The 25,612-nt window shown below is 66.7% G+C and carries 25 protein-coding genes; 14 read left to right on the forward strand and 11 right to left on the reverse strand.

Annotated features, from left to right (window positions below; all coding sequences use genetic code 11):
* Positions 1-124: 124 nt before the first annotated feature.
* Positions 125-2,203: a S9 family peptidase gene (locus GV044_RS18935; RefSeq protein WP_159873844.1), complete on the forward strand. Its 2,079-nt coding sequence runs from the start codon at positions 125-127 to the stop codon at positions 2,201-2,203.
* A 149-nt stretch (positions 2,204-2,352) separates the two neighbouring features.
* On the forward strand, positions 2,353-2,748 hold the full coding sequence (locus GV044_RS18940; RefSeq protein WP_371741654.1) for an acyl-CoA thioesterase: 396 nt from the start codon (positions 2,353-2,355) through the stop codon (positions 2,746-2,748).
* A 6-nt stretch (positions 2,749-2,754) separates the two neighbouring features.
* Here GV044_RS18940 and GV044_RS18945 read toward each other — a convergent pair whose 3' ends face one another.
* On the reverse strand, positions 2,755-2,961 hold the full coding sequence (locus tag GV044_RS18945) for a hypothetical protein (RefSeq protein ID WP_159873846.1): 207 nt from the start codon (positions 2,959-2,961) through the stop codon (positions 2,755-2,757).
* A gap of 61 nt (positions 2,962-3,022) precedes the next feature.
* Between GV044_RS18945 and GV044_RS18950 the strand changes: the two genes are divergently transcribed.
* Positions 3,023-3,280 (forward strand): hypothetical protein, encoded by a 258-nt coding sequence (locus tag GV044_RS18950; protein WP_159873848.1) that lies wholly within the window; start codon positions 3,023-3,025, stop codon positions 3,278-3,280.
* 59 nt (positions 3,281-3,339) lie between these two features.
* On the opposite strand, the gene ald is transcribed toward GV044_RS18950, so the two are convergent.
* Positions 3,340-4,455 carry an alanine dehydrogenase gene (ald, locus tag GV044_RS18955; RefSeq protein WP_159873850.1) on the reverse strand — a complete coding sequence of 372 codons (1,116 nt, stop codon included), beginning with the start codon at positions 4,453-4,455 and terminating at the stop codon, positions 3,340-3,342.
* 93 nt (positions 4,456-4,548) lie between these two features.
* On the reverse strand, positions 4,549-6,303 hold the full coding sequence (locus GV044_RS18960) for a cation:proton antiporter (RefSeq protein WP_159873852.1): 1,755 nt from the start codon (positions 6,301-6,303) through the stop codon (positions 4,549-4,551).
* Between the two features lie 390 nt (positions 6,304-6,693).
* On the opposite strand from GV044_RS18960, the gene GV044_RS18965 reads away from it, so the two are divergent.
* The gene (locus tag GV044_RS18965) at positions 6,694-7,131 is read left to right on the forward strand and encodes a hypothetical protein (RefSeq protein ID WP_159873854.1); all 438 of its coding nucleotides are present in this window, start codon (positions 6,694-6,696) and stop codon (positions 7,129-7,131) included.
* 70 nt (positions 7,132-7,201) lie between these two features.
* Here GV044_RS18965 and GV044_RS18970 read toward each other — a convergent pair whose 3' ends face one another.
* Entirely contained in the window at positions 7,202-9,601 is a 2,400-nt protein-coding gene (locus GV044_RS18970; RefSeq protein WP_159873856.1) for a DNA translocase FtsK, read from the reverse strand.
* Positions 9,602-9,658: 57 nt separating this feature from the next.
* A complete protein-coding gene (locus GV044_RS18975; protein WP_159873858.1) occupies positions 9,659-10,258 on the reverse strand; it encodes a thiamine phosphate synthase in 600 nt (199 codons plus the stop codon).
* Between GV044_RS18975 and GV044_RS18980 the strand changes: the two genes are divergently transcribed.
* Positions 10,257-10,919: a YggS family pyridoxal phosphate-dependent enzyme gene (locus GV044_RS18980; protein WP_159873860.1), complete on the forward strand. Its 663-nt coding sequence runs from the start codon at positions 10,257-10,259 to the stop codon at positions 10,917-10,919. The genes GV044_RS18975 and GV044_RS18980 overlap by 2 nt on opposite strands.
* Positions 10,920-10,952: 33 nt before the next feature.
* On the opposite strand, the gene pyk is transcribed toward GV044_RS18980, so the two are convergent.
* Entirely contained in the window at positions 10,953-12,425 is a 1,473-nt protein-coding gene (gene pyk / locus GV044_RS18985) for a pyruvate kinase (RefSeq protein ID WP_159873862.1), read from the reverse strand.
* 106 nt (positions 12,426-12,531) lie between these two features.
* On the opposite strand from pyk, the gene GV044_RS18990 reads away from it, so the two are divergent.
* The 5 genes from GV044_RS18990 to ruvC all read left to right on the forward strand — a co-directional run bounded on the left by GV044_RS18990 (position 12,532) and on the right by ruvC (position 14,862).
* A complete protein-coding gene (locus GV044_RS18990; RefSeq protein ID WP_159873864.1) occupies positions 12,532-12,840 on the forward strand; it encodes a DUF1244 domain-containing protein in 309 nt (102 codons plus the stop codon).
* 104 nt (positions 12,841-12,944) lie between these two features.
* Complete coding sequence (locus tag GV044_RS18995) at positions 12,945-13,181, forward strand: DUF2312 domain-containing protein (RefSeq protein WP_159873866.1); 237 nt, start codon at positions 12,945-12,947, stop codon at positions 13,179-13,181.
* A gap of 96 nt (positions 13,182-13,277) precedes the next feature.
* Entirely contained in the window at positions 13,278-14,021 is a 744-nt protein-coding gene (locus GV044_RS19000) for a YebC/PmpR family DNA-binding transcriptional regulator (protein ID WP_159873868.1), read from the forward strand.
* Between the two features lies 1 nt (position 14,022).
* On the forward strand, positions 14,023-14,385 hold the full coding sequence (locus tag GV044_RS19005; RefSeq protein ID WP_159873870.1) for a DUF3147 family protein: 363 nt from the start codon (positions 14,023-14,025) through the stop codon (positions 14,383-14,385).
* Positions 14,386-14,862, forward strand: a complete 477-nt coding sequence (gene ruvC, locus GV044_RS19010) for a crossover junction endodeoxyribonuclease RuvC (protein ID WP_159873872.1) — start codon at positions 14,386-14,388, stop codon at positions 14,860-14,862.
* Here ruvC and GV044_RS19015 read toward each other — a convergent pair.
* Positions 14,859-16,358, reverse strand: a complete 1,500-nt coding sequence (locus GV044_RS19015; RefSeq protein WP_159873874.1) for a hypothetical protein — start codon at positions 16,356-16,358, stop codon at positions 14,859-14,861. The genes ruvC and GV044_RS19015 overlap by 4 nt on opposite strands.
* A 135-nt stretch (positions 16,359-16,493) precedes the next feature.
* Between GV044_RS19015 and GV044_RS19020 the strand changes: the two genes are divergently transcribed.
* The 4 genes from GV044_RS19020 to ruvB all read left to right on the forward strand — a co-directional run bounded on the left by GV044_RS19020 (position 16,494) and on the right by ruvB (position 19,508).
* Complete coding sequence (locus GV044_RS19020; protein WP_159873876.1) at positions 16,494-17,273, forward strand: SDR family NAD(P)-dependent oxidoreductase; 780 nt, start codon at positions 16,494-16,496, stop codon at positions 17,271-17,273.
* 216 nt (positions 17,274-17,489) lie between these two features.
* Positions 17,490-18,089: a Holliday junction branch migration protein RuvA gene (gene ruvA, locus GV044_RS19025; protein ID WP_159873878.1), complete on the forward strand. Its 600-nt coding sequence runs from the start codon at positions 17,490-17,492 to the stop codon at positions 18,087-18,089.
* Entirely contained in the window at positions 18,086-18,484 is a 399-nt protein-coding gene (locus tag GV044_RS19030; RefSeq protein ID WP_159873880.1) for a GFA family protein, read from the forward strand. Before ruvA ends, GV044_RS19030 begins: the two co-directional genes overlap by 4 nt.
* A complete protein-coding gene (ruvB, locus tag GV044_RS19035; RefSeq protein ID WP_159873882.1) occupies positions 18,477-19,508 on the forward strand; it encodes a Holliday junction branch migration DNA helicase RuvB in 1,032 nt (343 codons plus the stop codon). The genes GV044_RS19030 and ruvB overlap by 8 nt, the downstream gene beginning before the upstream one ends.
* 542 nt (positions 19,509-20,050) lie before the next feature.
* Here the strand turns inward: ruvB and GV044_RS22375 are convergent.
* From GV044_RS22375 to GV044_RS19055, 4 genes are all read right to left on the reverse strand, one after another.
* A complete protein-coding gene (locus GV044_RS22375) occupies positions 20,051-20,740 on the reverse strand; it encodes a hypothetical protein (RefSeq protein ID WP_236555104.1) in 690 nt (229 codons plus the stop codon).
* The gene (locus GV044_RS19045) at positions 20,737-21,672 is read right to left on the reverse strand and encodes an alpha/beta hydrolase (protein ID WP_159873886.1); all 936 of its coding nucleotides are present in this window, start codon (positions 21,670-21,672) and stop codon (positions 20,737-20,739) included. The genes GV044_RS22375 and GV044_RS19045 overlap by 4 nt, the downstream gene beginning before the upstream one ends.
* A 139-nt stretch (positions 21,673-21,811) precedes the next feature.
* Positions 21,812-24,484 (reverse strand): aconitate hydratase AcnA, encoded by a 2,673-nt coding sequence (acnA, locus tag GV044_RS19050; protein ID WP_159873888.1) that lies wholly within the window; start codon positions 24,482-24,484, stop codon positions 21,812-21,814.
* 131 nt (positions 24,485-24,615) lie between these two features.
* Entirely contained in the window at positions 24,616-25,599 is a 984-nt protein-coding gene (locus GV044_RS19055) for a DMT family transporter (protein WP_236555105.1), read from the reverse strand.
* Between the last annotated feature and the right edge of the window lie 13 nt (positions 25,600-25,612).

Here is a 25,612-nt window from a genome sequence, read left to right on the forward strand (position 1 = left end):
GGACCGAAGGTCGCGCGTCCGCGCTGGCGCGGGTACACCCACCTCCCAACCTCCTCCCTCCAGGGAGGAGGAGAATGCTGCGGTACTCTTCCCGCGGCTATCTGGAACCCCTAGATGGTCCCCCATGGCAAGCACCACCCCGACCCTCTCGGGTCCCCCGCAGGCGGCGAAGAAGCCGCACGTCTTCACCCATCATGGCGTCGAGGTGGCCGACGATTACGCATGGCTGCGCGATCCGGGCTACCCGGAAGTGACGGACAAGGAGGTCCTGGCGCACCTGGAGGCGGAGAACGCCTGGTTCGAGAGCCGCATGGCGGATCGGAAAGGCCTGATCGATACGCTGTTCAAGGAAATGCGCGGCCGCATCAAGGAAGCGGACAAGTCGGTGCCGCAGAAGGACGGCGACTGGCTCTACTGGATCGAGTTTGAGGAAGGCGCCGAGTACAAGAAGTGGTGGCGCCGCCCGGTCGATGCCGCCGACGATGGCAGCGAGGACGAGCTGCTGCTCGACGAGGTGGCTCTGGCCGAGGGCAAGGAATACTTCCGCCTGGGCGCGATCTCGGTCAGCAAGAAGGGCAACCTGCTCGCCTATGCGATCGACGACAAAGGCTCTGAACGATTTATTGCGCGGATCCTGGACCTCGAGACGGGCGAACTTCTCAGCGACGAGATCCCCGGAACGCTGTCCAGCCTCGTCTGGGTCGCGAACGATACGGCGCTGGTCTACTCGCTCGCCAACGAACAGTGGCGCACCGACAACGCCCGACTGCACAAGCTGGGCACGCCGACGAGCGAGGATGTCGAGCTCTACCACGAGGACGACGAGGGTTTCCGCGTCGGGTCTTCGCTGTCGGCGAACGAGAATTGGCTGATCATCGGCGCCAGCGACCATGAGACCAGCGAAGTGCGGCTGGTGCCCGCCGACGATCCGCTCGCCGAGCAGATCCTCGTGAAGCCGCGCCAGAAAGGCGTCGAGTACGACGTCGATGAGCGCGAGGGCGTGCTGTACATCCACGCCAACGACGAGCACGAGAACTTCCGCCTCGCCACCGCGCCGCTGAGCGATCCAGGCGAGTGGACGACGCTGATCGAGGGCTCTGACGAGTTCTACCTGACCGGATTCGAGCTGTTCCAGGATTTCTTCGTCATCGAGGGGCGCCGCGCCGGCCTCGATAAGATCGAGCTGCACTGGTACGAGGAAGACGAGTTCCAGCCGATCGTCTTCCCCGAAGCGAGCTACTCGGCCGGCTTGGGCGACAATCCCGAGTGGGACATGGATCGCCTGCGCATCTCCTACGAGTCGATGGTCAGCCCGGCGACGGTGTTCGACTACCACGTCGCCGATGGCCGGCTGGAGACGCTGAAGGTCCAGCAGATTCCCTCGGGCTACGACGAGAGCCTCTACAAGACCGAGCGGCTGGAGATCGAGGCGCGGGACGGCACCAAGATCCCGGTCAGCGTGGTGATGCGCAAGGATCGGGAGGAGGGCGGCCCGCTGCACCTCTACGGCTACGGCGCCTACGGCATCGCCATCGATCCCGGCTTCTCGACTGCACGCCTCAGCCTGGTCGACCGCGGCTTCGCCTATGCCATCGCGCATATCCGCGGCGGCGATGACCTCGGTCGCGCCTGGTACAAGGCGGGCAAGCTGGAGCGGCGCACCAACACCTTCAACGACTTCGTCGATGTCGCGCGGGGCCTGGTGGAGCGGGGCTATACTGCGGAGGGCAAGATCAGCATCTCCGGCGGCTCGGCGGGCGGCGAGCTGATGGGCGCGGTGATCAACTCAGACCCGCACCTGTTCGGCGCCGTCGTGGCCCACGTCCCGTTCGTCGACGTGTTGGCGACGATGCTCGACGCTTCCCTGCCGCTGACGCCGGGCGAGTGGCCGGAGTGGGGCAATCCGATCGAGGATCAGGCGGCCTTCGAGCTGATCCGCAGCTACAGCCCCTACGACCAGGTCAAGGCGCAGGCCTATCCGCCGCTGCTGGTCACCGCAGGGCTGAACGACCCGCGCGTGACCTACTGGGAGCCGGCCAAGTGGGTAGCCCGCCTGCGTGAGCTGAAGACCGACGGCAACGAACTGCTGCTCAAGACCAACATGGGCGCAGGGCACGGCGGCAAGTCGGGCCGGTTCGAGAGCCTGCAGGAGACGGCAGAAGAGTTCGCCTTCATCCTCTGGCAGCTGGGAGTGGCAGAATAACCCGCGAGCAAAGCGACGCGGTCCGCAAATTCCCCTCCCGCCTGCGGGAGGGGCTAGGGGAGGGCATGTGCGCTCGCCTCCAAGCAACAGGTCTCGTGCAAACTCCACAAGCCCTCCCCCGACCCCTCCCGCAAGCGGGAGGGGAGTAGGTGCCCTTCACCCTGACCTTCACCGCCCAGCCCGAACACATCGACCGCATGGGCCACGTGAACAATGCAGTCTGGGTGCAATGGATGGAAGCGCTCGCCACCGCGCACTGGGAGGCGGTCGCCAGCCCCGAGCACCAGGCCGCCTACGCTTGGCTCGTGGTGCGCCACGAGATCGATTACCGCGGCAACATCCGCGAGGGCGAAGCCGCCGTGGCCACGACCTGGGTCGCCGCTCCTCCCGAAGGCGCGCGCTTCGAACGCGGTTACGAATTCCGCAATGAGGCGGGCAAGCTGCTGGTCACCGCGCGCACGCAATGGGCGATCCTGGACCTCGCCTCGCAGCGCATCATGCGCGTGCCCGCGGAGGTGGCAGAGCCGTTCCTCCGCGAGACGTAAGACCACTCAGGCTCCCTGCTCCTTCATCTGCAGGTAGGCCGCGTCACGCGCCTCGGGCGACGACAAGGACTGCAGATAGCGGCTTGCTTCCTTGAAGGTCAGGAAGGCACGCCCGTCCGCCATGATCGGCGCCGTGCGACCGTTGTAGATGCGCCGGAGCAGGCGGCGCTCCGCCCGGCCGAGCGGATGTGAGTCACCGTCGATCGTCGTCATTCAAGCTCACTCGTGCTGGAGGCCACTTGTATCGCGGCGTTGTTGCGGCGAGAGGATAAGCATGGACCAAGCCAATGCCACACCCGAGTTCGCGGATCATTTTGCCCGGTGCATCCAGGTGCTTGGCGGCGTGACCGCGTCGGCGCGGCGACTCGGTATCGACGAACGTGCGATACGGCGCTTCATCAATGGCGAGCGCCCCATCAGCGAGCGCCTGATGCGCGACACCGCGAACGCATTGCGGCAGCTCGCCGCGGAAGCCACCGAGGCCGAGCGGGAGATCGCCTCGATCCTGCCGCCGCTGACCGACAAAACCTAAGCTCGCGAGATGGCGGAACCGGACCCGGGCCGAGCCCGGGTCGACGGGCTATTCCAGCCTCAGGCCAGAACCTCGCTGACCGGCGCGTAATCGTACCCCAGATCCGCCGCGACCGCCTCGTACGTCACCTTGCCGGCATGCACGTTCAGCCCCTCCGCCAGGTGCGGATCGTCGCGCAAGGCTTGGCTCCAGCCCTTGTCGGCGATCGCCAGCGCGTGCGGCAGGGTCACGTTGTTCAGCGCATAAGTGCTGGTCCGCGCGACCGCGCCGGGCATGTTGGCGACGCAATAGTGGACGATGCCGTCGACCACGAAGGTGGGATTGTCATGCGTCGTCGCATGGCTGGTCTCGAAGCATCCGCCCTGGTCGATGGCGACGTCAACCAGCACCGCACCCGGCTTCATGGTCGATAGCATCGCCCGGCTGACAAGCTTGGGGGCCGCCGCGCCTGGGATCAGCACCGCACCGATGACGAGGTCCGCATCGGCGACGCTGTCCGCCAAGTTCGCTTTGCTGGAGAAGCGCGTCTTGGCGCGGCTCTCGAAGTGGATCCCCAGGCGCTCCAGCGCGTCGGGGCTGCGGTCGAGGATGGTGACGTCGGCGCCCAGGCCCACCGCCATCTGCGCTGCGTTGAAGCCGACCACGCCGCCGCCGATCACCACGACCTTGCCTGGCATCACCCCCGGCACACCGCCCAGCAGCACGCCACGACCGCCGTGCGCCTTCTCCAGCGCGGTTGCGCCGGCCTGGATCGACATGCGCCCGGCCACTTGGCTCATCGGCTTCAACAGGGGCAGCGTGCCGCCCGGGCCCGTCACCGTCTCGTAAGCGATCGCGGTCACGCCTGATTTCACCAGGTCCGCCGTCTGCTCGGGATCCGGCGCGAGGTGGAGGTAGGTGTAGAGCACCTGGCCCTCGCGCAACTGCGCGCGCTCGGCAGGCTGCGGCTCCTTGACCTTCACGACCATCTCGCATTCGGCGAAGATCGTGCTGGCATCGGGCTTGATCGTCGCGCCTTGGGCTTCGTAGTCGCGGTCGCTGGCGCCGATGCCCAGGCCAGCGCCGGTCTCCACCCAGACCTCGTGTCCATGGGCGACAAGCTCGCAGGCGCTCTCGGGCGTCAGGCCGACGCGGTATTCGTGGTTCTTGATTTCGCGGACGGTTCCGACGCGCATGGGTCTCTCCGGTGTGTCTTGGCACTACGCCTTATGGGGCGCGATGTTTCACCTAGAGGGCGCGATTACGAGTCCCGTGATTGCGGTGGCCGGTCAGTGACGGTCACGCGCGGGCTGGGTGAAGATGCGGTCGCGCGCGGCCTTGAGGTCGCCGGACTGGTACTGCGCTTTCAGCCGTTCCTTGTCGCGCGTACGGTAGGCAGCCTCGGCACGGTCGATGTCCTGCATCGACACGTCGAGGGCGCTGAGCGCGCTGCGCCCCATCACCACCGCGGACTCCATCACTTCGCGCACGACCTTGCGGACCGGCGCGTCCTTCAGCTTGAGCATGGTGCGCCGGTCGAATGCGCGCACCACGATCTCGGCGTTGGGAAATGCCGTGTGCACGGCGTGGAGGAACTCCTCGGTGATCTGGTCCCCGTCGATGCAGAAGGCGATCAGCTCCGCCTCAGCCGCGCCGGCCTGGCGGAGCAGGTCGATGCGCGTGCCGTCGCCGAAGTAGACCTTGGCGCCGAAGCCGTCGGCCACATCGATCATCTCGACATCGGTGTCGATCAGGGTGACGGGGATGTCGGCCGCGATCAGCATCTGCGCCACCGTCTGGCCGAAACGGCCATAGCCGACGACCAGCGCATTGGACCCGTCGATCCGCGGCTCGTCACGCTTCTCCTTGCTGGGCGGCGCTTCGCGCATGCGGCGCGTAGCCATCATCAGGAACGGCGTGGAGACCATCGACAGGGTGACGACGGCGGTGAATACGCTTCCCGCCAGCGGCGATATCAGCAGCGCTTCCTGGGCCTGCGCGAACAGCACGAAGCCGAACTCGCCGCCCTGGCTCAACAGCAGGCCGAGCGCGAGCGCGCCGCGCCAGTCCATGCGGAACAGCTTGCCGATGCCGAAGATTACGACAGCCTTGGTGACGATCAGCGCGAGGGCCATCGACAGCACGTAGACCGGCCGCTGCGCGATGGCGTTGAGATCCAACATCATGCCCACGGACATGAAGAACAAGCCCAGCAGGATTGTGCGGAACGGCTCGACGTCTGCCTCCAGCTCGTGCCGGTAAGGCGAGTCGGCGAGCATGACGCCGGCGATGAACGCGCCCAGTGCGGTCGAGAGACCCAGCATCTCCATCGCCGCGGCCGAGATGATCACGGTGAACAGCCCGGCGAAGACGAACATCTCGCGCTCGCCCAGGTTGCCGATCAGGCGGAACAGCGGGCGGATCACGAAACGCCCCGCGGCGATCAGCCCGCCGATCGCCACGACCGTGTACAAGGCAAGCTGCCAGCCCGGAGGACCCGCAGCGGCCGCGGGGTTGCGGCTCATCGCGGCGATGATGGTGATCAGCGGGATGATCGAGAGATCCTGGAACAACAGGATCGCGAAGGCGCGCTCACCGAACGGCGTGTGCAGGCGCCCCGCGCTTTGCAGCATCGGTAGGACCTGCGCGGTCGAGGACAGACCCAGCGGCAGACCGAGCGCCAGCGCGGCGACGAGCGTGAAGCCGGTGAACGCATATATTACGCCGGTGATCGCGAGCCCGCAGAGCACGACCTGCAACAGACCGAGCCCGAAGATCTCGTGCCGCATGCGCCACAGCCGATGCGGCGCCAGTTCCAGCCCGACGATGAACAGCAGCAGCGTGATGCCGAGCTCGGCGATGCCCAGCTTGCTTTCGGCATCGCCCACCAGCCGCAGCGCATACGGGCCCAGCACGGCGCCGGTCATCAGGTACCCCAACGTGGCGCCTAGCCCCAGCCGGCGGAACACGAGCACGAACAGCAGCGCCACGCCGAACAGCAGCGCGCCGTCATGCAGCAGGAAGCTTTGCGCGTGGTCTTCCATCAGCGTGGAGCGGTTCGGAAAGCGGAAGAGGTCACCGCGCTGTCCTAGCGTTTGAAGCGGCTCAGCGGAACCCCTTGGGCGGTAACCCGATGATGCGCGTGGCGGGAAGGTCGCCGCCGGCTGCGCCCTCAGACCTGTCCGGAATGCTTCCTTCCCGTCACACCGTCATGCTGAACTTGTTTCAGCATCCATTGCCCTGCAATGCCAACGTCGCAGGACCAAACCGCGCCCCTGCTCGCTGACCAGCCCTCCGCGTACTTGGCGTGTCGGACACTGAAACGAATTCAGGGTGACGGCTGCGGTGGGTGGTGAGCTGCGGTCAATGTCGTCGCACGATGACGTGGAAACGCGGCTTTAAAGCAGCCCCTCTAAGCAACAGGAGTTGCTGAGATGAGGATCATGCAAGCCAAGAACTACTTTTCGCTGCCGATGCTCACACTCCTTGGGGCATGCGGTTCGGCGTCTGCGGTTACGCCGGATAGCTCAAACCATGCACATTGCATGGCTGCTCTAAGCGTTGCTCGGCAGATCGCTGTTGATGACAGAAACCCAAAGCTTGCGTTGCAGACGACGGCCCGGAGTATCTATGAAGGGCGTCAGCTTAAGAAAGCCGGATCATTCGACTCCGCACAAGCGGAAGCGGCGTCCTTCCTCAAGAAAGTGGGAGGCGACTGGAAAGTATTAGGCCCCCTTCTCACTTGCGGCGAACGGCAGGATGCCGAGTCCGAGTTTCAGAGGCTAAATGAAAGCGGTCATTTGATGGCCGCTGCGATGGCTGTGGAGCCGATGTGCCAGAACACGGCAAGTTGCCGGCAGCCATCAAAATAGAGGCTCTGGAGGTAAGCGCACCCAACGTTTGTCTGACATTGGGCGAATCTCGCCGTTCACCCTCATCTCCTCAGAGCGGCTGCCCATTCTCGTCGCGGTAGATGTCGCGCCTTCCGACGTGGTTGGCCGGGCCGACGTAGCCGTCCTGCTCCATGCGCTCGACCCACTTGGCGGCGGTGTTGTAGCCGACTCCCATCTGGCGCTGCAGCCAGGAGACCGAGACTTTCTGGTTCTCGAACACGAGGTGGCAGACCTGGCGGTACTTGCGATCGTCCGGGTTGTCCGATGCGGCGTCGATGTCCTCGAAGCCGAAGCCGCCATCCTCGGGCTCTTCGGTGACGGCATCGACGTAGTCGGGCTTGCCCTGCGTGCGCCAGTAGTCGGCCACGCCTTCGACTTCCTCGTCGCTGACGAAGGGGCCGTGGACGCGCTTCAGGGGGTCTGAGCTCGGCTTGTAGAGCATGTCGCCCTTGCCCAGCAGCTGCTCGGCGCCTTGCTCGCCCAAGATGGTGCGGCTGTCGATGCGACTGGTGACGGCGAAGCTGATGCGGGTGGGCAGGTTGGCCTTGATGACGCCGGTGATGACGTCGACCGACGGGCGCTGCGTCGCCATGATCAGGTGGATGCCGGCGGCGCGGCTCTTTTGCGCGAGACGCTGGATCAGGACCTCGATCTCCTTGCCGACGGTGACCATCAAGTCCGCCAGCTCGTCGACGATCAGCACGATCTGCGGCAGTGTCTCGTAGTCGAGCTGGTTCTCCTCGTAGAGTTCCTCGCCCGTGTCCGGATCGAAGCCGATCTGCACGCGGCGGCCGAGCGGCTTGCCCTTGGCGGCAGCGGAGCGGACCTTCTCGTTGAAGCTGGCGAGGTTGCGGACCGACAGCTCGCTCATCATGCGATAGCGGCGTTCCATCTCCTCGACCGCCCACTTCAATGCGCGCACGGCCTTCGGTGGCTCGGTCACCACTGGCGAGAGCAAGTGCGGGATGTCGTCGTAGCTCTTGAGCTCCAGCACCTTGGGATCGACCAGGATCAAGCGGCACTGCGCCGGCGTCAGGCGGTAGAGCAGTGAGAGCAGGATGCAGTTAAGGCCGACCGACTTGCCCGAGCCGGTCGTGCCCGCGACCAGCAGGTGCGGCATGGTGGCGAGGTCCGCTACGACCGGCTCGCCGGCGATGTCCTTGCCCAGGATGATCGGCAGCATGCCCTTGTGGCTGGCGAAGGCCTCGGAGCCGACCATCTCGCGGAACGAGACCATCTGCCGGTCTGCATTGGGCAATTCGATGCCCATCACGGTGCGACCGGGGATCGAGGACACGCGGGCCGAGATCGCGCTCATATTGCGGGCGATGTCGTCTGCCAGGCCGATCACGCGGCTCGCCTTAATGCCGGGGGCCGGCTCCAGCTCGTACATTGTAACGACCGGGCCGGTGCGGACCGCGGTGATCTCGCCCTTGACGTTGAAGTCGTCCAGCACGGTTTCGAGCAGGCGGGCGTTGCGCTCTAGGCTGAGCTTGTCGATCGGCTTTTGCGAGCCCGGGGCAGGCTCGTTCAGCAGTTCCAGGCCGGGCAGCTCGTACTTGTCGAACAAGTCGGTCTGGCGGCTGGTGGCCCCCAGTTGTGCCGGAGCGGCGGGCTTGCTGGGATCGACGATCTCGGGCGCCTTGCGGGGCTTGTCGTCGGCCCAGGGCGGAGCCGATGCGCCCGCGGCGACAGGTGCCTCTTCTTCGGTCGATGCAGCCAGGCGCGGCGCGACGGCTGCCTTCTGGCGCGGGGTTGGGCGCTCGCTTGCACCGTTTGCCGGCAGCGCGTCGGCGACCCGGCCCAGCTTGCCGGGTAGCGAGAACAGGATGCCCCAATCGAGGGCGAAGACCTTGCCGGCGAGCGCGGTGCCGGCGAACAGGCTCACCACCGCGAGCGCGAAGGTGGCCCAGCCTTGCGCGGCTTCGGGGAGCACGCCGGTAGCGAGGTGGATGATCTTGGCCCCCAGCAGCCCGGTGATTCCGCCCATCGAGGCGGGAAGCACGCCGCCTTGCTCGGTGAAGCCGAGCGAGAGCACGGTGGCGATCAGCACCATGGCAAAGGCGAGCACGGCAGTGGGGCGCCACCAGCGCTGGTTGACCGGCTCGACGCTGCCGTCCTCCTCCTCGACCAGGCGCCACAGCTTGCGCGCGAAGACGTAGAGCAGCGGCACGAACAGGAACGAGACCGGGCCGAACAGCAGCAACATGAGATCGGCGAGCCAGGCGCCGCCCGGGCCCATCCAGTTCAGTACGGCGCCGCCCGCTGCCGTCGACAGCGAGGGGTCGGTCTGGTGATAGCTCGCCAGCGAGAGGGCAAGGAACAGCATCGCCGAAAACAGCGTCAGCGCCCCCGTCAGCTCGCTCGCGCGGCGCAAGGACCGTTTCAGGACGGCACGCCAGTCCGGCTTGGCGATCCGCCGGCCGGCCGCGATGGGTCTTGTCGCCATGTCTTAGGTAAGTTCCCCGTTCAGGGCTGCAATAATGCGCTTGGGGCCGAGTGTCCGTCAAGAATGGATCGGGAACGAACGTTTGCGCGGCTGTGCAAGACTCGCGATGGCGGCCCAGTGCTTGGCGCCAATGTGACGAGCGCGGCGAGCGTCCATGCCGCCGAGCGCGATCACCGGCACTTGCGCATGGGCAGCAAGCAGGCGAAACCGGACGGGACCAAGCCCGCGTGCGCCGGGGTGGCTGCCGGTCGCGAACACCGGAGAGAGCAGCACGGCATCGGCGCGGGTGCGGTTGGCGGCGCCGAGTTCGAGCAGGGAGTGTACCGTGACGAGGCGCTGCGTTGCTGGACCGGAGGCGAGCCTTGGCGCGGCGCCATAGGCGCCGTCCGCGCGCCACCGCCTTGCTTCGCTTGCAGAGCCAGACAGCACGACGCAGTGCCCGCGGCTCCGTGCGACCCGAGCAAGGGCCAGAAGGCGCGCATGACGCTCAGCGGCCGGCAAGTGATAGTGGCGGAAGATGAAGCCCGACCCGCGCGGTAGGTGCCGCAAGGCGTCTTCGAGCCGGTCGTCGATGCGGGCATCGCTGACGAGCCAGACCTTGGGCAGCTTGCAGGGCGGGTAGCGGCGGCGCACGCAGCCGCTATAGCACCGCGCCATGGATCAGCCAGACACTCCGCTTGCCGACATCCGCCGCCGGATCGCACACACCGCCGCCATCTCCGGGCGCTCGCCTTATGACGTGACGCTTATCGCCATCTCGAAGACGCACCCGGTCGAGGCGATCGCTCCGCTCCTTGAGGAGGGCCAGCGCGTGTTCGGCGAGAACCGCGTGCAGGAAGCACAAGCCAAGTGGCCGGCGCTGCGTGAGGCACATGGCGATCTGCAGTTGCATCTCGTCGGCCAGCTGCAGTCGAACAAGGCTGCGGATGCCGTGGCGCTGTTCGACTGCATCCATTCGCTCGATCGGCCTTCGCTGATCGAGGCGCTGGGCAAGGCGATGGACAAGGCGGGGCGGCAGGTGCCGTGCTTCGTGCAGGTGAACATCGGCTCCGAGGAGCAGAAGGGCGGCTGCCCGATCGGTGAGGTGCCGGCGCTGCTGGCGGGCGCTCGCGAGGCGCAAGTGCCGGTGCTCGGGCTGATGTGCGTGCCGCCGGCGGATGTGGAGGCGGCGCCTTACTTCGCGCTGCTGGCGAAGATCGCGGCGGACAATGGCTTGGCGCAGCTGTCGATGGGGATGAGCAGCGACTTCGAGACGGCGGTGATGCTCGGCGCCACGCATGTGCGGGTGGGCTCTGCTCTGTTCGGGTCGCGGGGCTGACCTCCTCTCCCCCGCGGGGAGAGGATTAGCCGTTCAAGCCTTGTCGTGCTTCTCCAGCTCGTTGCCCGAGAGGGTCACCACGTGCAGCAGGTTGGTCGAGCCCGGCACGCCGAAGGGCACGCCGGCCAGGATCACCAGCCGCGAGCCGGCGGCGCCGAAGCCATGGCGCAGGGCCATGCGCTTGCCCTTGGCGATCATCTCCTCAAAGCTACCGATGTCCTTGGTCGAGACCGGGTGCGCGCCCCATAGCAAGGCGATGCGCCGTGCCGACTTCTGGCTGGGCGTCAGCACCAGCATCGGCGCGGAAGGGCGCTCGCGCGCGACGCGGCGGGCCGAGATGCCCGACATGGTGAAGCAGATCACCGCCTCGATCGGCAGCGCGTTGGCGATGCTGGCGCACGATTCGGCGAGCGCGTCCGCCATGGTCGCGTCGGGCGGGGTCTCGGTGATGTGGATGCGCTCGCGATAAGTCGAGTCGCCCTCAACCTGCGCGGCGATGCGGTCCATGATCGTCACCGCCTCGATCGGCCACTGGCCCGCCGCGGTCTCGGCCGAGAGCATCACCGCGTCGGCGCCATCGTAGACCGCGTTGGCGACGTCGGATACTTCCGCGCGCGTCGGGGTCGGGCGCTCGATCATCGATTCGAGCATCTGCGTGGCGACAACCACCGGCTTGCCGGCCAGACGCACCTTCTCGATGATCCGCTTCTGCAGCGGCGGCACTTCTTCGGGGTTCAGCTCGACGCCCAAGTCACCGCGCGCGACCATGATACCATCGGACAGCTCGATGATCTCGTCCAGGGTATCGACCGCGCTCGGCTTCTCGATCTTGGCCATGAGCGCGCAGTGCCCGCCCATCAGGCGGCGCGCCTCGGCGACATCTTCGGGCCGCTGCACGAAGGAGAGGCCGATCCAGTCGGCCTGTTCCTTGATCGCGAAGGCGAGGTCGCGGCGATCTTTCTCGGTCAGCGCCGGCACCGGCACCAAGGTATCGGGCACGTTGACGCCCTTGCGGTCCGAGATCGGCCCGCCGACTTCGGCCGAGCACAGCAGCGAATCGGGTTCGGCGCGGATGACCTTCAGCTTCAGCTTGCCGTCGTCGATCAGCAGGCGCTGGCCCTTCTGCAGGATGCCGAATAGCTCGGGATGCGGCAGCTCGACGCGAGTGTCGTCACCCGGCTCGGGATTGCGGTCCAGCGTGAAGTGCGCGCCATGGCGGATAAAGGCCGAACCGTCGCGGAACTTGCCGACGCGCAGCTTGGGTCCCTGAAGGTCGCACAGGATGGCGACCGGCTTGCCCAGTTCCTTTTCGACTTCGCGGATCAGCGCGATCGTGCGCGAGTGAATCTCGTGCTCGCCGTGGCTCATGTTGACGCGGAAGGCGTCGGCCCCGGCGCGCAGCAGCGCAGTGATCGTCTCCTTCGTACTGCTTGCCGGGCCGAGCGTCGCCAGGATCTTGACCTTGCGGCGCCGACGGATGCTCTTGTTGGTATCGGTGCGGGCCAAGTTGCTTCCTACCGGTTTCGAAAAATGGAGCGTGTTGCGATCGAGGGCCCATATGGCAAAGGGGCCATGACAAACCAAGGACGTTTGGCCCGAAAAGGACCTCTATATGACTGCCGACGACCCACTCGACACGCTCGACGACGCCCAGGCTGCTGCCGCCTTTCGCCGGCTGGTCCGCCACCTGCGGCATAGGAGCGACGCGCAGAACATCGACTTGATGGGCCTATCCGGGTTTTGCCGGAACTGCCTGGCCGACTGGATCCGCGAAGCGGGCTACCCCGGCGACAAGACCGCGGCGCGCGAGCTGATTCACGGCATGCCGGCGGCCGAGTGGAAGCAGACGCAAACCGACGCCACGCCCGAACAGCTCGCGCGCATGGAGGAGAGCCTGAAGAGGAACGCCGGTTCGCACTGAGACGGGCGAGCTTCCCCGCTATCCACAGGCTGCGCTTTTGCTCGCGCGCAGCGAGGTCGCTATCAGCCCCGGCCAACCGATTCTTGCGAACACGAAAGACCATCATGGCCGAGACCACCGACGACCGCCTGCGCCTCCTGATCGAACGCGTCGAGCGCCTGGAAGAAGAGAAGAAGGGCATCTCCGACGACATCAAGGACGTCTACCTGGAAGCCAAGGCGGTCGGCTACGACGTCAAGATCATGCGCCAGATCGTGCGCCTGCGGAAGATGAACCCGGACGACCGCAAGGAGATGGACATGCTGCTGGATACGTACAAGGCGGCGCTCGGCCTGGGCTGAACACTCGTGTGCAGTGGGCGCGGGACGCAGAAGTTGCCCCGCACCGCTGGCCTGTTGTAAGGCCGCCCATCCTCATTCAGACCGCACGGGCAGACCATGGCAGGCCATTCCAAATTCAAGAACATCATGCACCGCAAAGGTGCCCAGGATAAGAAGCGCTCGGCGCAGTTCTCCAAGCTCAGCCGCGAAATCACCGTGGCGGCCAAGATGGGCATGCCCGATCCGGACATGAACCCGCGCCTGCGCGCCGCGGTCAACGCGGCCAAGGCGCAATCGATGCCCAAGGACAACATCCAGCGCGCCATCGACAAGGCGAGCAAGGGGGATGCCGAGAACTACGAGGAAGTGCGCTACGAGGGCTATGGCCCGGGCGGCGTCGCCATCATCGTCGAGGCACTGACCGACAATCGCAACCGCACCGCCACCAACGTGCGCACCGCGTTCTCGAAGAACGGCGGCAACCTGGGTGCGAGCGGAGCGGTCAGCCACGGTTTCGACCGGCTTGGCCTGATCGAATACCCCGGCTCGGTCGGTGACGAGGACAAGGTCCTCGAAGCCGCGATCGAAGCCGGCGCAGACGATGTCGAAAGCGATGGCGAGAGCCACTCGGTCTGGACCAGCGTCGAGAGCCTGCACGAAGTCGCGCGCGAGCTGGAAAAAACCCTGGGCGAGGCCGAAGGCGTCAAGCTCGCCTGGAAGCCCACGCTCAAGGTCGACGTGGGCGAGGACACGGCTGCCACGCTGTTCAAGCTGGTCGACACCCTCGACGACGACGATGACGTCCAGACCGTCTGGGGCAACTACGAAGTGTCTGAGGACGTGATGGAGAAGCTGGGCTGACATGCCCACGCCTGTTGTCGGCCTGATCGCAAAGGCGCTCGTGTCTGGAGCGCTGATTGTCGCGATCGCCGAGATCGGCAAGCGCCTTCCGGCAGTCGGGGCATTGGTCGCCTCGCTGCCGCTGGTGTCGGTGCTGGGCATGATCCTGCTATGGCGTGCCCGCCCCGATGCCGAGAACATGGCGATCCATGCCGAGGCGACGTTCTGGTACGTGCTGCCATCGCTGCCGATGTTCCTGGCCATCCCCGCGCTGTTGCGTGCCGGCGTCCCGTTCTGGCTGGCGCTTGGCGCGGGGTGCCTGCTGACCATCGCGCTCTATCTGCTGATGATGAACCTGGGGCCGCGCCTCGGCCTGCGCCTCTAAGTGCTCATCATCGGACTCGATCCGGGCCTTGCCTGCACCGGCTGGGGCATCGTCGCCAAGTCCGGCAGCCGGCTTAGCCACGTCGCCAATGGCCAGGTGAAGACCGACGCCGCCGCTTCGCTTGCCGAGCGGCTGGTGACGCTCGACCGGGAACTGACCGACGTGATCCTAGCGCATCGGCCGGACAGCGGTGCGGTGGAGGAAGTCTTCGTCAACACCAACGCGCAATCGACGCTCAAATTGGGTCAGGCGCGCGGGGTGTGCCTGCTGGCGATCGCACGCTCAGGGCTGCCGGTCAGCGAGTACGCGACGAGTCTGGTGAAGAAGGCGCTGGTCGGCACCGGACGCGCCGAAAAGGCGCAAGTGCAGGCCATGCTCAAGGTGCTGCTGCCCGGCGTCAAGCTAGCGGGCGCCGACGCGGCCGATGCGCTGGCGGTGGCGATCACCCACGCGAACATGCTGGGCAGTCACCGCTAGAGGCCGTCGCGCTCGAGCGTCTGCTGGTACGTGTAAGTCGGATCGCCCGTGCAGCCGCCGTCTCGCACGTAGAGGCACGCGGTTTCGCCGGGCATTGGTATGCACCGCAAGGGCCGATAGCCGACCACGCCCTCGGGCCGGCGCACGGTCAGCAGGGCGTTGGCTGCCTGCTCCAGCGGCGCGGGCAGGGCGACCCGGCCCTCGTAGACGCCAACAGGCGCGATCGAGAGCGGAAGATCACGCGGCAGCACCGCAGGAACGACATGGGCAAGGTATGGCTTGGCCAAGGCCAGCCGGCACACCTCGGGCCGTTCGGCGGCCACGATCGCTAGGCGCGTGATCGCAGACCCGCCGCGATAGGCGCCGGGGCCGCCGCTGACGCGGTACGAGGATAGGTCGAGGAGGCTCCACAGTACCAGCGCCGCGCCCAGCGATCCCCATCCGATCCACTGCGCGTTGCCGCGACGCTGCAACAGGTGCTCGATGAGGCGCAGCGACCCGATCGCAGCCAGCACCAGCAGCGTCAGCACGGTGAGCCAGATGAAGCGGTATTCCTTGTGCGCGATCAGGCTATGGAGGATGAGGTTGACGATCGCCGCCACCAGCAGCGGCCGATAGCGTCGGCCCGAAGCAGCAGCGCCGAGCACGATCATCAGCAGCGCACCGGGACCGAAGTGGTGGACAATGTCCAGCAGATACTGCCAGGCAGGGCTGGTGCTGAACCTGGCGGCGATACCCTCGCCCAAGTTCTTGCCGAAGGTCACCGCCACCCACGCGAAAGGCACTCGGCCGGCGTAAAGATCGCTGGCCGCTCCCAACAGCGCTGCCGCCAGCCCACCGATCACCAGCGGCTGCCAAGCTCGGGGAGTGCGGAGCAGGGCACCGAGGCAGAGCACGGCGGCGAAGGGGGCGTACTGCACGCGCACGATCACGCCCATGCCGATCAGAAAGCCGGCTACGGTCAAAGCCCGTGATCCCGCCTTGGGATCGAGCAGCGGCGCGGCCGCGAGCAACAGGATTGCGGTGCTCAAGCTTTCGGACAGCAGCAGGTCCGAGAAGAGCACGCTCTCCCACCAGATTGCGGCCACGAACAGCGCGGCGGCCGCATGGCGGCGAGAGGTCAGCGAGCCCAGCCGCCAGGCACCCGCGAGTGCGATCAACGTGAGCGCCGCGAATAGTACCCGCGCCAGATGCACATGCGCCAGCGTGCCCGGCGCGACTGCATGCCCGATCGCGACCGGCAAGCTCAGAAGCTGCGGGATTACCGCGCTGCGCAAACCCACCCGCGATTCCCAGGGCACGATGCCATGTCCCGTCGCCAGCCGATTGGCTTGTTCGAGGTACTGCATCCACTCGTCGGCATGGCTGATGTCGATTGGGGCGTAGGCCAGCGCTCGGAACGCAATGGCGACGGCCACGATGAGCGCGCAGGCCAGCCAGCCGAGGGCAAGCGGCGTGTCGCCAACCGGCTCCTGCGTCTGTCGCTCCCCATCCATCCGGCTGCACGTAGCCGTGCGCGCGTTCCTTGTCATGACGTCCCTTGTCACGGCCCGGGCAGCGAGCGCCCTCGCAATGGCGAGCGGCCTACCCATATCGCGCGCCATTCCTCCTCACCCAGACAGGACAGGCACATGGATCTTCAAATCGCCGGCAAGACGGCGCTCGTCACCGGCTCCACCGCAGGCATCGGCCTCGCCATCGCCAAGCGGCTGGCAGCGGAAGGTGCTGCCGTCACCATCTGCGGCCGCAACGACGCGAAACTGCAGGCTGCAGCGGCCGAGATCGGCGGAGATGTGCGTGCGGTGCTCGCCGATCCGGGCGCGGCAGAGGGCGCCGAGCGGCTGATCGCAGAGGTCCCCGCGACCGACATCCTGGTCAACAACCTGGGTATCTACGAGGCCAAGCCCTTTGCCGAGATCACCGACGCGGATTGGCACCACTTCTTCGAAGTCAACGTGGTCAGCGGCGCGCGCCTCGCCCGCCACTACTTCCCGCAGATGCTCGAAAGCGGCTGGGGCCGGGTGATCTTCATCGCCAGCGAGAGCGGGCTCGTGATCCCGGCCGAGATGATCCAGTACGGCATGACCAAGACAGCGCAACTCGCCATCGCGCGCGGCATGGCCGAGATGACGCGCGGCACCCAGGTGACGGTGAATTCTGTCTTGCCGGGGCCGACGCGCTCGGAAGGGATCGTCGACTTCATCCGCTCCACAGTCGACAACAAAGACGCGCCCGAGGCCGAGTTGGAAGCCGAGTTCTTCACCAAGATGCGCCCGCTCTCGCTGATCCGCCGCCTGATCGAGGCCGATGAGATCGCGGCTACGGTTGCGTTCCTGGCGAGCCCGCTGGCCGCCGCCACCAACGGCGCATCGATCCGCGCCGAAGGCGGGATCGTGCCGACGATTGCTTAGGGAACGCCGGCGCCCCGATTCCGCACACCCACTTTCGTCATTTCGGCGACAGCGGGAATCCATCTCCAGGCGGTTCCTTTTACGCGACCTCAGGAGATGGATCCCTCCCTCCGCGGGGATGACGAAAGAAGAGGCGGAGGAGTGACGAGGGAGTGAGCGCAGAACGAGGGCTGGCAGGCTTGCCCGCTCGCCGTGCACCTGCCATAGGAACAAACCATGATCGCGCGGCTTTCCGGCACTCTTGAGGATTTCGGCGCCGATTGGGCGATCATCGACGTGGCTGGCGTGGGCTATCTCGTCCACTGTTCGGCGCGCACCTTGCAGGCACTCGGCATCCGCGGCGACCGCGCGGTGGTCTTCACCGACCTGCAGGTGTCCGAAAACGACATGCGCCTGATCGGCTTCGCTTCGGCAGGCGAGCGCGACTGGTTCCGCCTGCTGACCGCGGTGCAAGGTGTCGGCAGCAAGGTCGCGCTGGCGATCCTCTCGGCGCTGACCACCGACGAGCTCCAGCGTGCCTGCGCCGGTGGCGATTCGGCGATGGTCGCACGTGCCAACGGTGTCGGCCCCAAGCTCGCCAGCCGGATCGTCAACGAGCTGAAGGACAAGGCGGGCGCGTTGCCCACGGCGACAGGCATGGCGATTGCCGCTGCTCCAGCGGGCTCGGCCACGGCGGACGCGGTCTCGGCACTGCAGAACCTGGGTTTCAAGCCTCCCGTCGCGAGCGCCGCGGTCGCTCAGGCGTTGGATGAACTGGGTGAGAGCGCCGGATTGAACGACCTGGTCCGCGTGGCGCTCAAGCGGGCCGCGGGATGACCGGGCAGCGTCATGCCCAGTGCCAATGCGGCCAGTTGCGGGCCACCGTGCGCGGCGAGCCGGTGCGTGTGTCGGTATGCCATTGCCTCGATTGCCAGCGGCGCAGCGGATCGGTGTTCGCGATGCAGGCGCGCTATGCCGCCGAGGACGTCGGGACTGAAGGTACGGCGCGCGAATGGGCACGCCGGGGGGACAAAGGCGCGGGCGCGGTGTTCAGCTTCTGTCCTGATTGTGGCTCCACCGTGCATTATCGGCTGGTCGACTACCCGGGCTTCGTCACCATACCCGTCGGCGCATTCGCCGATCCGCAGTTCCCCGCGCCTGGCGTTTCCGTCTACGAAGAGCGCAAGCACGCCTGGGTGAGCCTGCCCGCCGATATCGAGCGCCATGACTGACAATCCTCTTCTTGCTTCCGCCCGCCAGCCCGATGATGTCGACGCGGCGCTGCGGCCCAAGACGCTGACCGAATTCGTCGGCCAGGCGGCGGCCAAGGACAACTTGCGCGTGTTCATTGAATCGGCCCGGTCGCGGCGCGAAGCGATGGACCACGTGCTGTTCTTCGGTCCGCCGGGGCTGGGCAAGACCACGCTGGCCCAGATCGTCGCGCGCGAGCTCGGCGTCGGTTTCAGGGCGACTTCGGGCCCGGTGATCGCCAAGGCAGGAGACCTTGCGGCCCTGCTCACCAATCTCGAACATGGCGACGTGCTGTTCATTGATGAGATCCATCGCCTCAACCCGGTGGTGGAGGAGGTGCTCTATCCGGCGATGGAGGATCGTGCACTCGATCTCATCATCGGAGAGGGGCCGTCCGCGCGCTCGGTGAGGATCGACTTGCCGCCGTTCACGCTGATTGGCGCCACCACCCGCCAAGGTCTGCTGCAGACGCCCTTACGCGATCGCTTCGGCATTCCGGTGCGCCTGAACTTCTACACCGTGCCCGAGCTGGAGCATGTCATCACCCGCGCGGCGCAGCTGCTGGGCGTCGGTATCGACAAGGGCGGCGCGACGGAGATTGCTCGCCGCGCGCGTGGAACGCCGCGGGTCGCCGGGCGGCTGCTGCGGCGCGTCCGCGATTTCGCGCATGTCGCGGGCAGCGCGACGATCAGCCGAGCGCTGGCGGATGATTCGCTGACCCGGCTCGAAGTAGATGCCCTGGGGCTCGACGCACAGGATCGGCGCTATCTCACCATGATCGCGGACATCTATCGCGGTGGCCCGGTGGGTGTGGAGACGCTGGCAGCCGGTCTGTCCGAGCCACGCGACACCATCGAGGAGGTGATCGAGCCCTACCTCATTCAGCTTGGCCTGGTGGCACGCACTGCCCGCGGCCGCTGCCTCAACGATGCCGCGTGGCGTCACTTGGGACTCGCGCCGCCAAGCGGCAGCCAGGCCGGCCTGTTCGAACCGGGCGAAAGCTGAACAAAGCTGAGCAAGGGGCTGCGAGGCGACGGTATGGTTTACACCTGCATACCGCCCCAGTCCCGTTTCGGCACAACTGCTCAGCTAAGTAAGCAAACCTAGGTGGAATCTCGCTTCGGGACTGCGCAATCGTGGTTAACGCCGTTGTCCCGTTAAGAACTCTCTGCGTTCTGTGTGGCAGATGGGATGCGATGGACTGGGGGCACCGGTTCGTTTCGGGTCTCACGGGGTAAAGAGAAGAAAGCACCGCCTATGTCAGTCCGTATGGCTCTCGCGAAACTTTCCGCCTGTGCGGCAGGCTGCGCCTTGATCGGCGGCGGCGCCGTCCACGTAGCGGAGACCGCGGCCAAGCAGGGGCAATACCGCTCGGTGAAGGGCGACAAGCGCGTGAAGGTCGTCCGTACCGTCAAGCCGGTGCGCCACTTCGCACGTGCCAAGCCGCTGAAGCGCGTGCGCAAGGTGATCAAGCGCACGTGCTGCCAGCCGCAGATGGCCATGGTGCCGCTGCCCGCGCCCTACATCCCGCCCGCACCGGGCGCGCCTTACGGCGGCGGCGGCGGTGGCGGCCCTGTGGTGATCGGCGGCGGACCTCTGGGTGGCTTCGGCGGCGGCTTCTTTGGCGGCTTCTTCGGCGGTGGCGGCGGTGGCGGCGGCGGCAGTGTCGTCGTGACCTCGACCACCAGCGGCGGCTCGACTTCGACTTCGGGTGGTTCCACGTCGACGTCGGGCGGGTCGACGTCCAGCTCCGGCGGCTCGACCTCGACATCGGGTGGCTCGACATCGACGTCATCTTCGACAGGCGGCCTGACGACCACGACCACCACGGGCGGCCTCACCACGACGACGTCGACCAGCTCGGGCGCCACCAGCACCTCGACCAGCTCAGGTGCGACCAGCACTTCGACCAGCTCGGGTGCGACCAGCACCTCGACCAGTTCGGGCGCGACCAGCACCAGCACGTCGACGTCCAGCTCGACCTCATCGTCCACGTCCTCGTCGACTTCGAGCTCTACCTCCTCGTCGACCAGCACCTCAAACGGCGGCAGCACGACGACGACCTCGACCACCAGCGGCACCAGCGGCACGCCCGTGCCAGCGCCGCCGATGCTGATCCTGTTCGGCGCGGCGGCCGCCGCCGTGGCGGGGCGGCGCCGGCTCGCCAAGAAGGCGGACTGAGCGGTCCCATTGATTGCTTGAATCAAGGGCGGCGCGATGAGCGCCGCCCTTTTCATGTCAGCGGTCTGGCAAAGGCGCGGCGGACGAAGCCCAGGACCACCGCGGTGTTCTGCGCGGTGTCGAACGCCGGATCCATGTGCTCGGCATCGCGCAGCAGCATCAGTGTCGAGCGCGCGCCTGCTCGCCGCGCCGCCTCTTGCATCAGCACGCTTTGCCCGGGCGGGACGACGCAATCCGCAGTGCCGTGCTGGATCAGCATGGGCGGGGCCGCGGCCGTGACATACGAGACTGGGTTGGCCGCGGCGGCTCTTCCCGGAACCGAGCGGACTGGCGCGCCCAGGTAGCGCGACTCGGCACTTTGCGGATCGTCGTGGAACCGGTCCTGAGCAGGGCACCGGGTCCGCTTGAGCTGATCGTCGATGCGCAGGAAGTCGGTCGGCGGGAACATCGCCACGATGGCGGACACGCGCGCGGAGGCCTCCGGCGCGATCGTGCGATCCTCGAACAAGGGCACGCGATCGGCCAGCCCTGCAATCAGCGCGAGGTTAGCGCCGGCGGACTGGCCCCATACCGCCACGCGGCCGGGATCGAGGTGGTAACGGCCGGCATGGGCGCGCAGCCAGCGCAGCGCCGAGCGGGTGTCGGCAACGGCCGCGGGGAAGGGCGCCTCTCCCGACATGCGATAGTTGATGGAGACGAACGCCATGCCGGCGTCGGTCACCCGCTGCGCGCGCTGGACGAACGCGGCCGATGCCTCTCGCTTGTCGCCGATCTCGAAGGCGCCGCCATGGATGAAGACCAGCACCGGATAGGGCCCAGGCGTGTGCTCGGGCAGGTAGATGTCCAGCTTCTGCGCCGGCGAGGCTTTGCCGTAAGCCAGGTTGGCGGCGGTGGGCTGGTACAGGGCCAGCCGGATCGGCCCCTCTGAGAACCACGCCATCACCGCCAGCACGGGTGCGGCCATGATCCAGAGCATGCGGCGGTTCATCAAGGCTCCTGCAGCGTGTCACGCAAGGAGCGCCGGGCGGCCGGGTTCGTTCCTGCAGGCAAACCGTTGCGGGCAAAAGAAAACCCCGCCCTGCGCGATGCAGGACGGGGCTCTATCTCGCAAATCTGAGCCTGAAAGATCAGGCCGCGAGCTTGCGCAGCACGTAGTGCAGGATGCCGCCGTTCATGAAGTACTCGACTTCGTTGGCGGTATCGATGCGGCACAGCGCGGTGAAGGTGAACTTCGAGCCATCCTTACGGGTGACTTCGACTTCCACGTCCTGCTGGGGCTTCAGGTCCGCGACGCCGCGGACGGTGAAGCTGTCGTCGCCGGTGAGGCCCAGGGTCTGGCGGTCCTGGCCCGCCTTGAACTGCAGCGGCAGCACGCCCATGCCGACCAGGTTCGAGCGGTGAATGCGCTCGAAGCTCTCGACGATGACGACGCGCACGCCCAGCAGGTTGGTGCCCTTGGCCGCCCAGTCGCGCGACGAGCCGGTGCCGTATTCCTTGCCGGCGATGACGATCATCGGCGTGCCTTCGGCCTTGTGCTTCATGGCGACGTCGTAGACCGCGCCGACCTGCTCGCCGTAGCGGCTCATGCCGCCCTCGATGCCGGGGACCATCTCGTTCTTGATGCGGATGTTGGCGAAGGTGCCGCGCATCATCACGTCATGGTGGCCACGGCGCGCGCCGTAAGAGTTGAAGTCCGCCTTGGCGACCTGGTGCTCCTGCAACCACACGCCCGCCGGGCTGTCGGCCTTGATCGAACCGGCCGGGCTGATGTGGTCGGTAGTGATCGAATCGCCCAGGATGAGCAGCGGCTTGGCCTCGATGATGTCGCTGACGGGGGCCGGCGTCATCGCCATGCCCTCGAAGTAGGGCGGGTTGGCGACGTAGGTCGAGCCCGCGCGCCACGAGTAGGTGTCCGATCCGGTGACGTGGATCGACTGCCAGTGCGTGTCGCCGCGATAGACGTCGGCATAGCGCGACTGGAACATGGCGCGGTCCATGCAGGTCGCCATGGTCTCGGCGATCTCGTTGTTGGTCGGCCAGATGTCACGCAGGTAGACGTCCTGGCCATCGGTCGAGGTGCCGATCGGGGTGGTGACGAAGTCCTCCACCACGGTGCCCTTGAGCGCATAGGCGACCACCAGCGGCGGCGAGGCGAGGAAGTTGGCGCGTACGTCGGGCGAAACGCGGCCCTCGAAGTTGCGGTTGCCCGAGATCACGGCGCTGGCGACCAGGCCGTTCTCGTTGATCGCCTTGCTGATCGGCTCGGCAAGCGGACCGGAGTTGCCGATGCAGGTGGTGCAGCCGTAGCCGACCAGGTTGAAGCCGATGTTGTCGAGGTGCGCCTGCAGCCCGGCCTTGTTGAGGTAGTCAGTGACGACCTGCGATCCGGGCGCGAGGCTGGTCTTGACCCAAGGCTTGGGCTTGAGGCCCAGCTCGTCCGCCTTCTTGGCGACGAGGCCGGCGGCGACCAGCACCGATGGATTGGAAGTATTGGTGCAGCTGGTGATCGCGGCGATCACCACGTCGCCGTCACCGATGTCGAAGCTCTTGCCCTCGACCGGAACGCGGGTGGCGGTCTTCTTGTAGACCTTCTCCATGTCGGCGTTGAACACCTCGTCGACGTCGGGCAGCGAGACCCAATCCTGTGGGCGCTTGGGGCCGGCGAGAGAAGGCACGACGGTCGACAGGTCAAGCTCCAGGCAGCTGGAGAAGATCGGGTCGGCAGCGCCGGGCTCGATCCAGAAGCCCTGCTCCTTGGCATAGGCTTCGACGAGGTCGATCTGCGCTTCGTCTCGGCCGGTGAGGCGCAGGTAGTCCAGCGTCTTGTCGTCGATGCCGAAGAAGCCGCAAGTCGCGCCGTACTCGGGCGCCATGTTGGCGAGCGTCGCGCGGTCGGCGAGGCTCAGCGAGGCAAGGCCCGGACCATAATACTCGACGAAGCGGCCGACGACGCCGTGCTTGCGCAGCATTGAGGTGCAGGTGAGCACGAGGTCGGTGGCGGTGACGCCTTCCTTGAGCTCGCCGGTGAACTTGAAGCCGACCACTTCGGGAATCAGCATCGAGACCGGCTGGCCGAGCATCGCGGCTTCCGCCTCGATGCCGCCGACGCCCCAGCCGAGCACGCCCAGGCCATTGACCATGGTGGTGTGGCTGTCGGTGCCGACGCAGGTGTCGGGATAGGCGACGAGGTTGCCGTCCTGGTCCTCGCTGGTCCACACCGACTGAGCGATGTATTCCAGGTTTACCTGGTGGCAGATGCCGGTGCCCGGGGGCACGGCGGAGAAGTTGTTGAGCGACTTGGAGCCCCACTTGAGGAAGTCGTAGCGCTCCATGTTGCGCTGGTACTCGATCTCGACGTTCTCTTCGGCGGCGCGCGGGTGGCCGAACTCGTCCACCATGACCGAATGGTCGATCACGAGGTTGACGGGGACCAGCGGGTTGATCTTGCTGGTGTCACCGCCCAGCTTGTTGATCGCGTCGCGCATGGCGGCCAGGTCGACCACGCAAGGCACGCCGGTGAAGTCCTGCAGCAGCACGCGCGCGGGGCGGTACTGGATCTCGTTGCCAGTCTTGGGATCGTTCTGCCAATCGACCAGGGCCTGGATGTGCTCCTGGCCGACGGTGAAGCCGCCGTCCTCGAAGCGGAGCAGGTTCTCCAGCAGGACCTTCATCGAGAAGGGCAGGCGCGAAACGTCGCCCAGCTTCCCGGAGGCCTTCTTCAGCGAGTAGTAGGCGATTTCCTTGTCGCCCACCGTCATGGTGCTGCGGGTGCCGAGCGTGTCCTGTCCGACCTGGGTCATGGATTTCCCTTCTCTATGAAGCTCGCGGCAGACAGGCGGCTTCTTGGGTGAGCCATGCTGCATTGCGACAAGCGGATTCGTCGGCGCTGCCGATGCGCGTTCGAGGGCGGGAGGTCAAGGGCGCGGCGCCGCTAGACCGCAGTCTGCTCGGTGCGGGCGCGGTCGGGGTCGCGTGTGCCGATCCAGCAGCCCAGAACGATCAGCACGGTGCCCGCCAACGTCGCGGCGCCGACGGGCTCATCGAAGAACACCCAGCCGAACAGCGCAGCCCAGAGGAAGGCGGTGTACTCGATCGGCACCAGCACCTGCGTTTCGGCACGCGCATAGCCCCAGGCGAGCAGCGCCAGCGCCGATGTCGCCAGTGCCGCGCCCAGCGTGATCAGCACGAGCGCGGGGAGAGATGGCGCTACCGCCAACCAGGGCGCCGCGAGCGCGAGCAGGCAGGAGATGACGAGGTTCTGGAACAGCGTCACCTCGATCGGATCGGCCAGCAACGCCAGCTTGCGCTGGAGAACGAGGTTGACGGCGTAGAGCACGGCCGAGGCGATGATGGCGGCAAGCCCGATCAGCGTATCGTCGCCCGCCGTCGCGGTCCCGAGCCGGTCGGCGACGATCACGCCGACGCCGGCGATGCCCAGCAGCGATGCGACGATGGCGCGGCGGCGGATCGTCTCGCCCAGGATCACTGCGGCCAGATAGAGCGCGATAAGGGGCGCGATGAACGAGATGGCGATGCCCTCCGCGATCGGCAGGCGGACGATGCCAACGAAGAACAGCAGCATCATCGCCGCATTCACGCTCGATCGCAGCACGTGCAGCCGCAGCACCGCGGGCGTGGGCCATCGGCGCGATCCGGCGAGCCAGATGGGCGCAATCATTGCGAGCCCGATCAGGTTGCGCACCAGCAGCGCGGCATAGACCCCGACCATCAGCGAAGCGCCCTTGATGGCCGCGTCCATGCCGCTGAACAGCGCGATGCCCAGCACGACCGCGAGCACCGGGGCCGGTCTGGATTGGAGGAACGAGGCGCGGGTCATGACGTTGTCTGCTCTCGGCGCGCCGAAGCGCCAGGGCAAGCCGGCTATGCGCCGCGCATGCCGGTTTTCTGCAGGCAATTCACCGCCTGGT

It is taken from the genome of Novosphingobium sp. 9U (assembly GCF_902506425.1).
In the GTDB taxonomy this organism is placed as follows: Bacteria; Pseudomonadota; Alphaproteobacteria; order Sphingomonadales; family Sphingomonadaceae; genus Novosphingobium.

What these genes read in the sequence shown, in the direction of transcription:
- GV044_RS19005 (WP_159873870.1), top strand. Translation starts at nt 14,023, where the DNA reads ATGCCCACGCCTGTTGTCGGCCTGATCGCAAAGGCGCTCGTGTCTGGA.
- acnA (WP_159873888.1), bottom strand. Translation starts at nt 24,484, where the DNA reads ATGACCCAGGTCGGACAGGACACGCTCGGCACCCGCAGCACCATGACG.
- GV044_RS18945 (WP_159873846.1), bottom strand. Translation starts at nt 2,961, where the DNA reads ATGACGACGATCGACGGTGACTCACATCCGCTCGGCCGGGCGGAGCGC.
- GV044_RS18995 (WP_159873866.1), top strand. Translation starts at nt 12,945, where the DNA reads ATGGCCGAGACCACCGACGACCGCCTGCGCCTCCTGATCGAACGCGTC.
- GV044_RS19045 (WP_159873886.1), bottom strand. Translation starts at nt 21,672, where the DNA reads ATGAACCGCCGCATGCTCTGGATCATGGCCGCACCCGTGCTGGCGGTG.
- GV044_RS18935 (WP_159873844.1), top strand. Translation starts at nt 125, where the DNA reads ATGGCAAGCACCACCCCGACCCTCTCGGGTCCCCCGCAGGCGGCGAAG.
- GV044_RS18975 (WP_159873858.1), bottom strand. Translation starts at nt 10,258, where the DNA reads ATGGCGCGGTGCTATAGCGGCTGCGTGCGCCGCCGCTACCCGCCCTGC.
- GV044_RS19030 (WP_159873880.1), top strand. Translation starts at nt 18,086, where the DNA reads ATGACCGGGCAGCGTCATGCCCAGTGCCAATGCGGCCAGTTGCGGGCC.
- GV044_RS18960 (WP_159873852.1), bottom strand. Translation starts at nt 6,303, where the DNA reads ATGGAAGACCACGCGCAAAGCTTCCTGCTGCATGACGGCGCGCTGCTG.
- GV044_RS18965 (WP_159873854.1), top strand. Translation starts at nt 6,694, where the DNA reads ATGAGGATCATGCAAGCCAAGAACTACTTTTCGCTGCCGATGCTCACA.
- ruvA (WP_159873878.1), top strand. Translation starts at nt 17,490, where the DNA reads ATGATCGCGCGGCTTTCCGGCACTCTTGAGGATTTCGGCGCCGATTGG.
- GV044_RS22375 (WP_236555104.1), bottom strand. Translation starts at nt 20,740, where the DNA reads ATGAAAAGGGCGGCGCTCATCGCGCCGCCCTTGATTCAAGCAATCAAT.
- GV044_RS18970 (WP_159873856.1), bottom strand. Translation starts at nt 9,601, where the DNA reads ATGGCGACAAGACCCATCGCGGCCGGCCGGCGGATCGCCAAGCCGGAC.
- GV044_RS18950 (WP_159873848.1), top strand. Translation starts at nt 3,023, where the DNA reads ATGGACCAAGCCAATGCCACACCCGAGTTCGCGGATCATTTTGCCCGG.
- GV044_RS19000 (WP_159873868.1), top strand. Translation starts at nt 13,278, where the DNA reads ATGGCAGGCCATTCCAAATTCAAGAACATCATGCACCGCAAAGGTGCC.
- GV044_RS18990 (WP_159873864.1), top strand. Translation starts at nt 12,532, where the DNA reads ATGACTGCCGACGACCCACTCGACACGCTCGACGACGCCCAGGCTGCT.
- ald (WP_159873850.1), bottom strand. Translation starts at nt 4,455, where the DNA reads ATGCGCGTCGGAACCGTCCGCGAAATCAAGAACCACGAATACCGCGTC.
- GV044_RS19015 (WP_159873874.1), bottom strand. Translation starts at nt 16,358, where the DNA reads ATGGATGGGGAGCGACAGACGCAGGAGCCGGTTGGCGACACGCCGCTT.
- GV044_RS18980 (WP_159873860.1), top strand. Translation starts at nt 10,257, where the DNA reads ATGGATCAGCCAGACACTCCGCTTGCCGACATCCGCCGCCGGATCGCA.
- ruvB (WP_159873882.1), top strand. Translation starts at nt 18,477, where the DNA reads ATGACTGACAATCCTCTTCTTGCTTCCGCCCGCCAGCCCGATGATGTC.
- GV044_RS19020 (WP_159873876.1), top strand. Translation starts at nt 16,494, where the DNA reads ATGGATCTTCAAATCGCCGGCAAGACGGCGCTCGTCACCGGCTCCACC.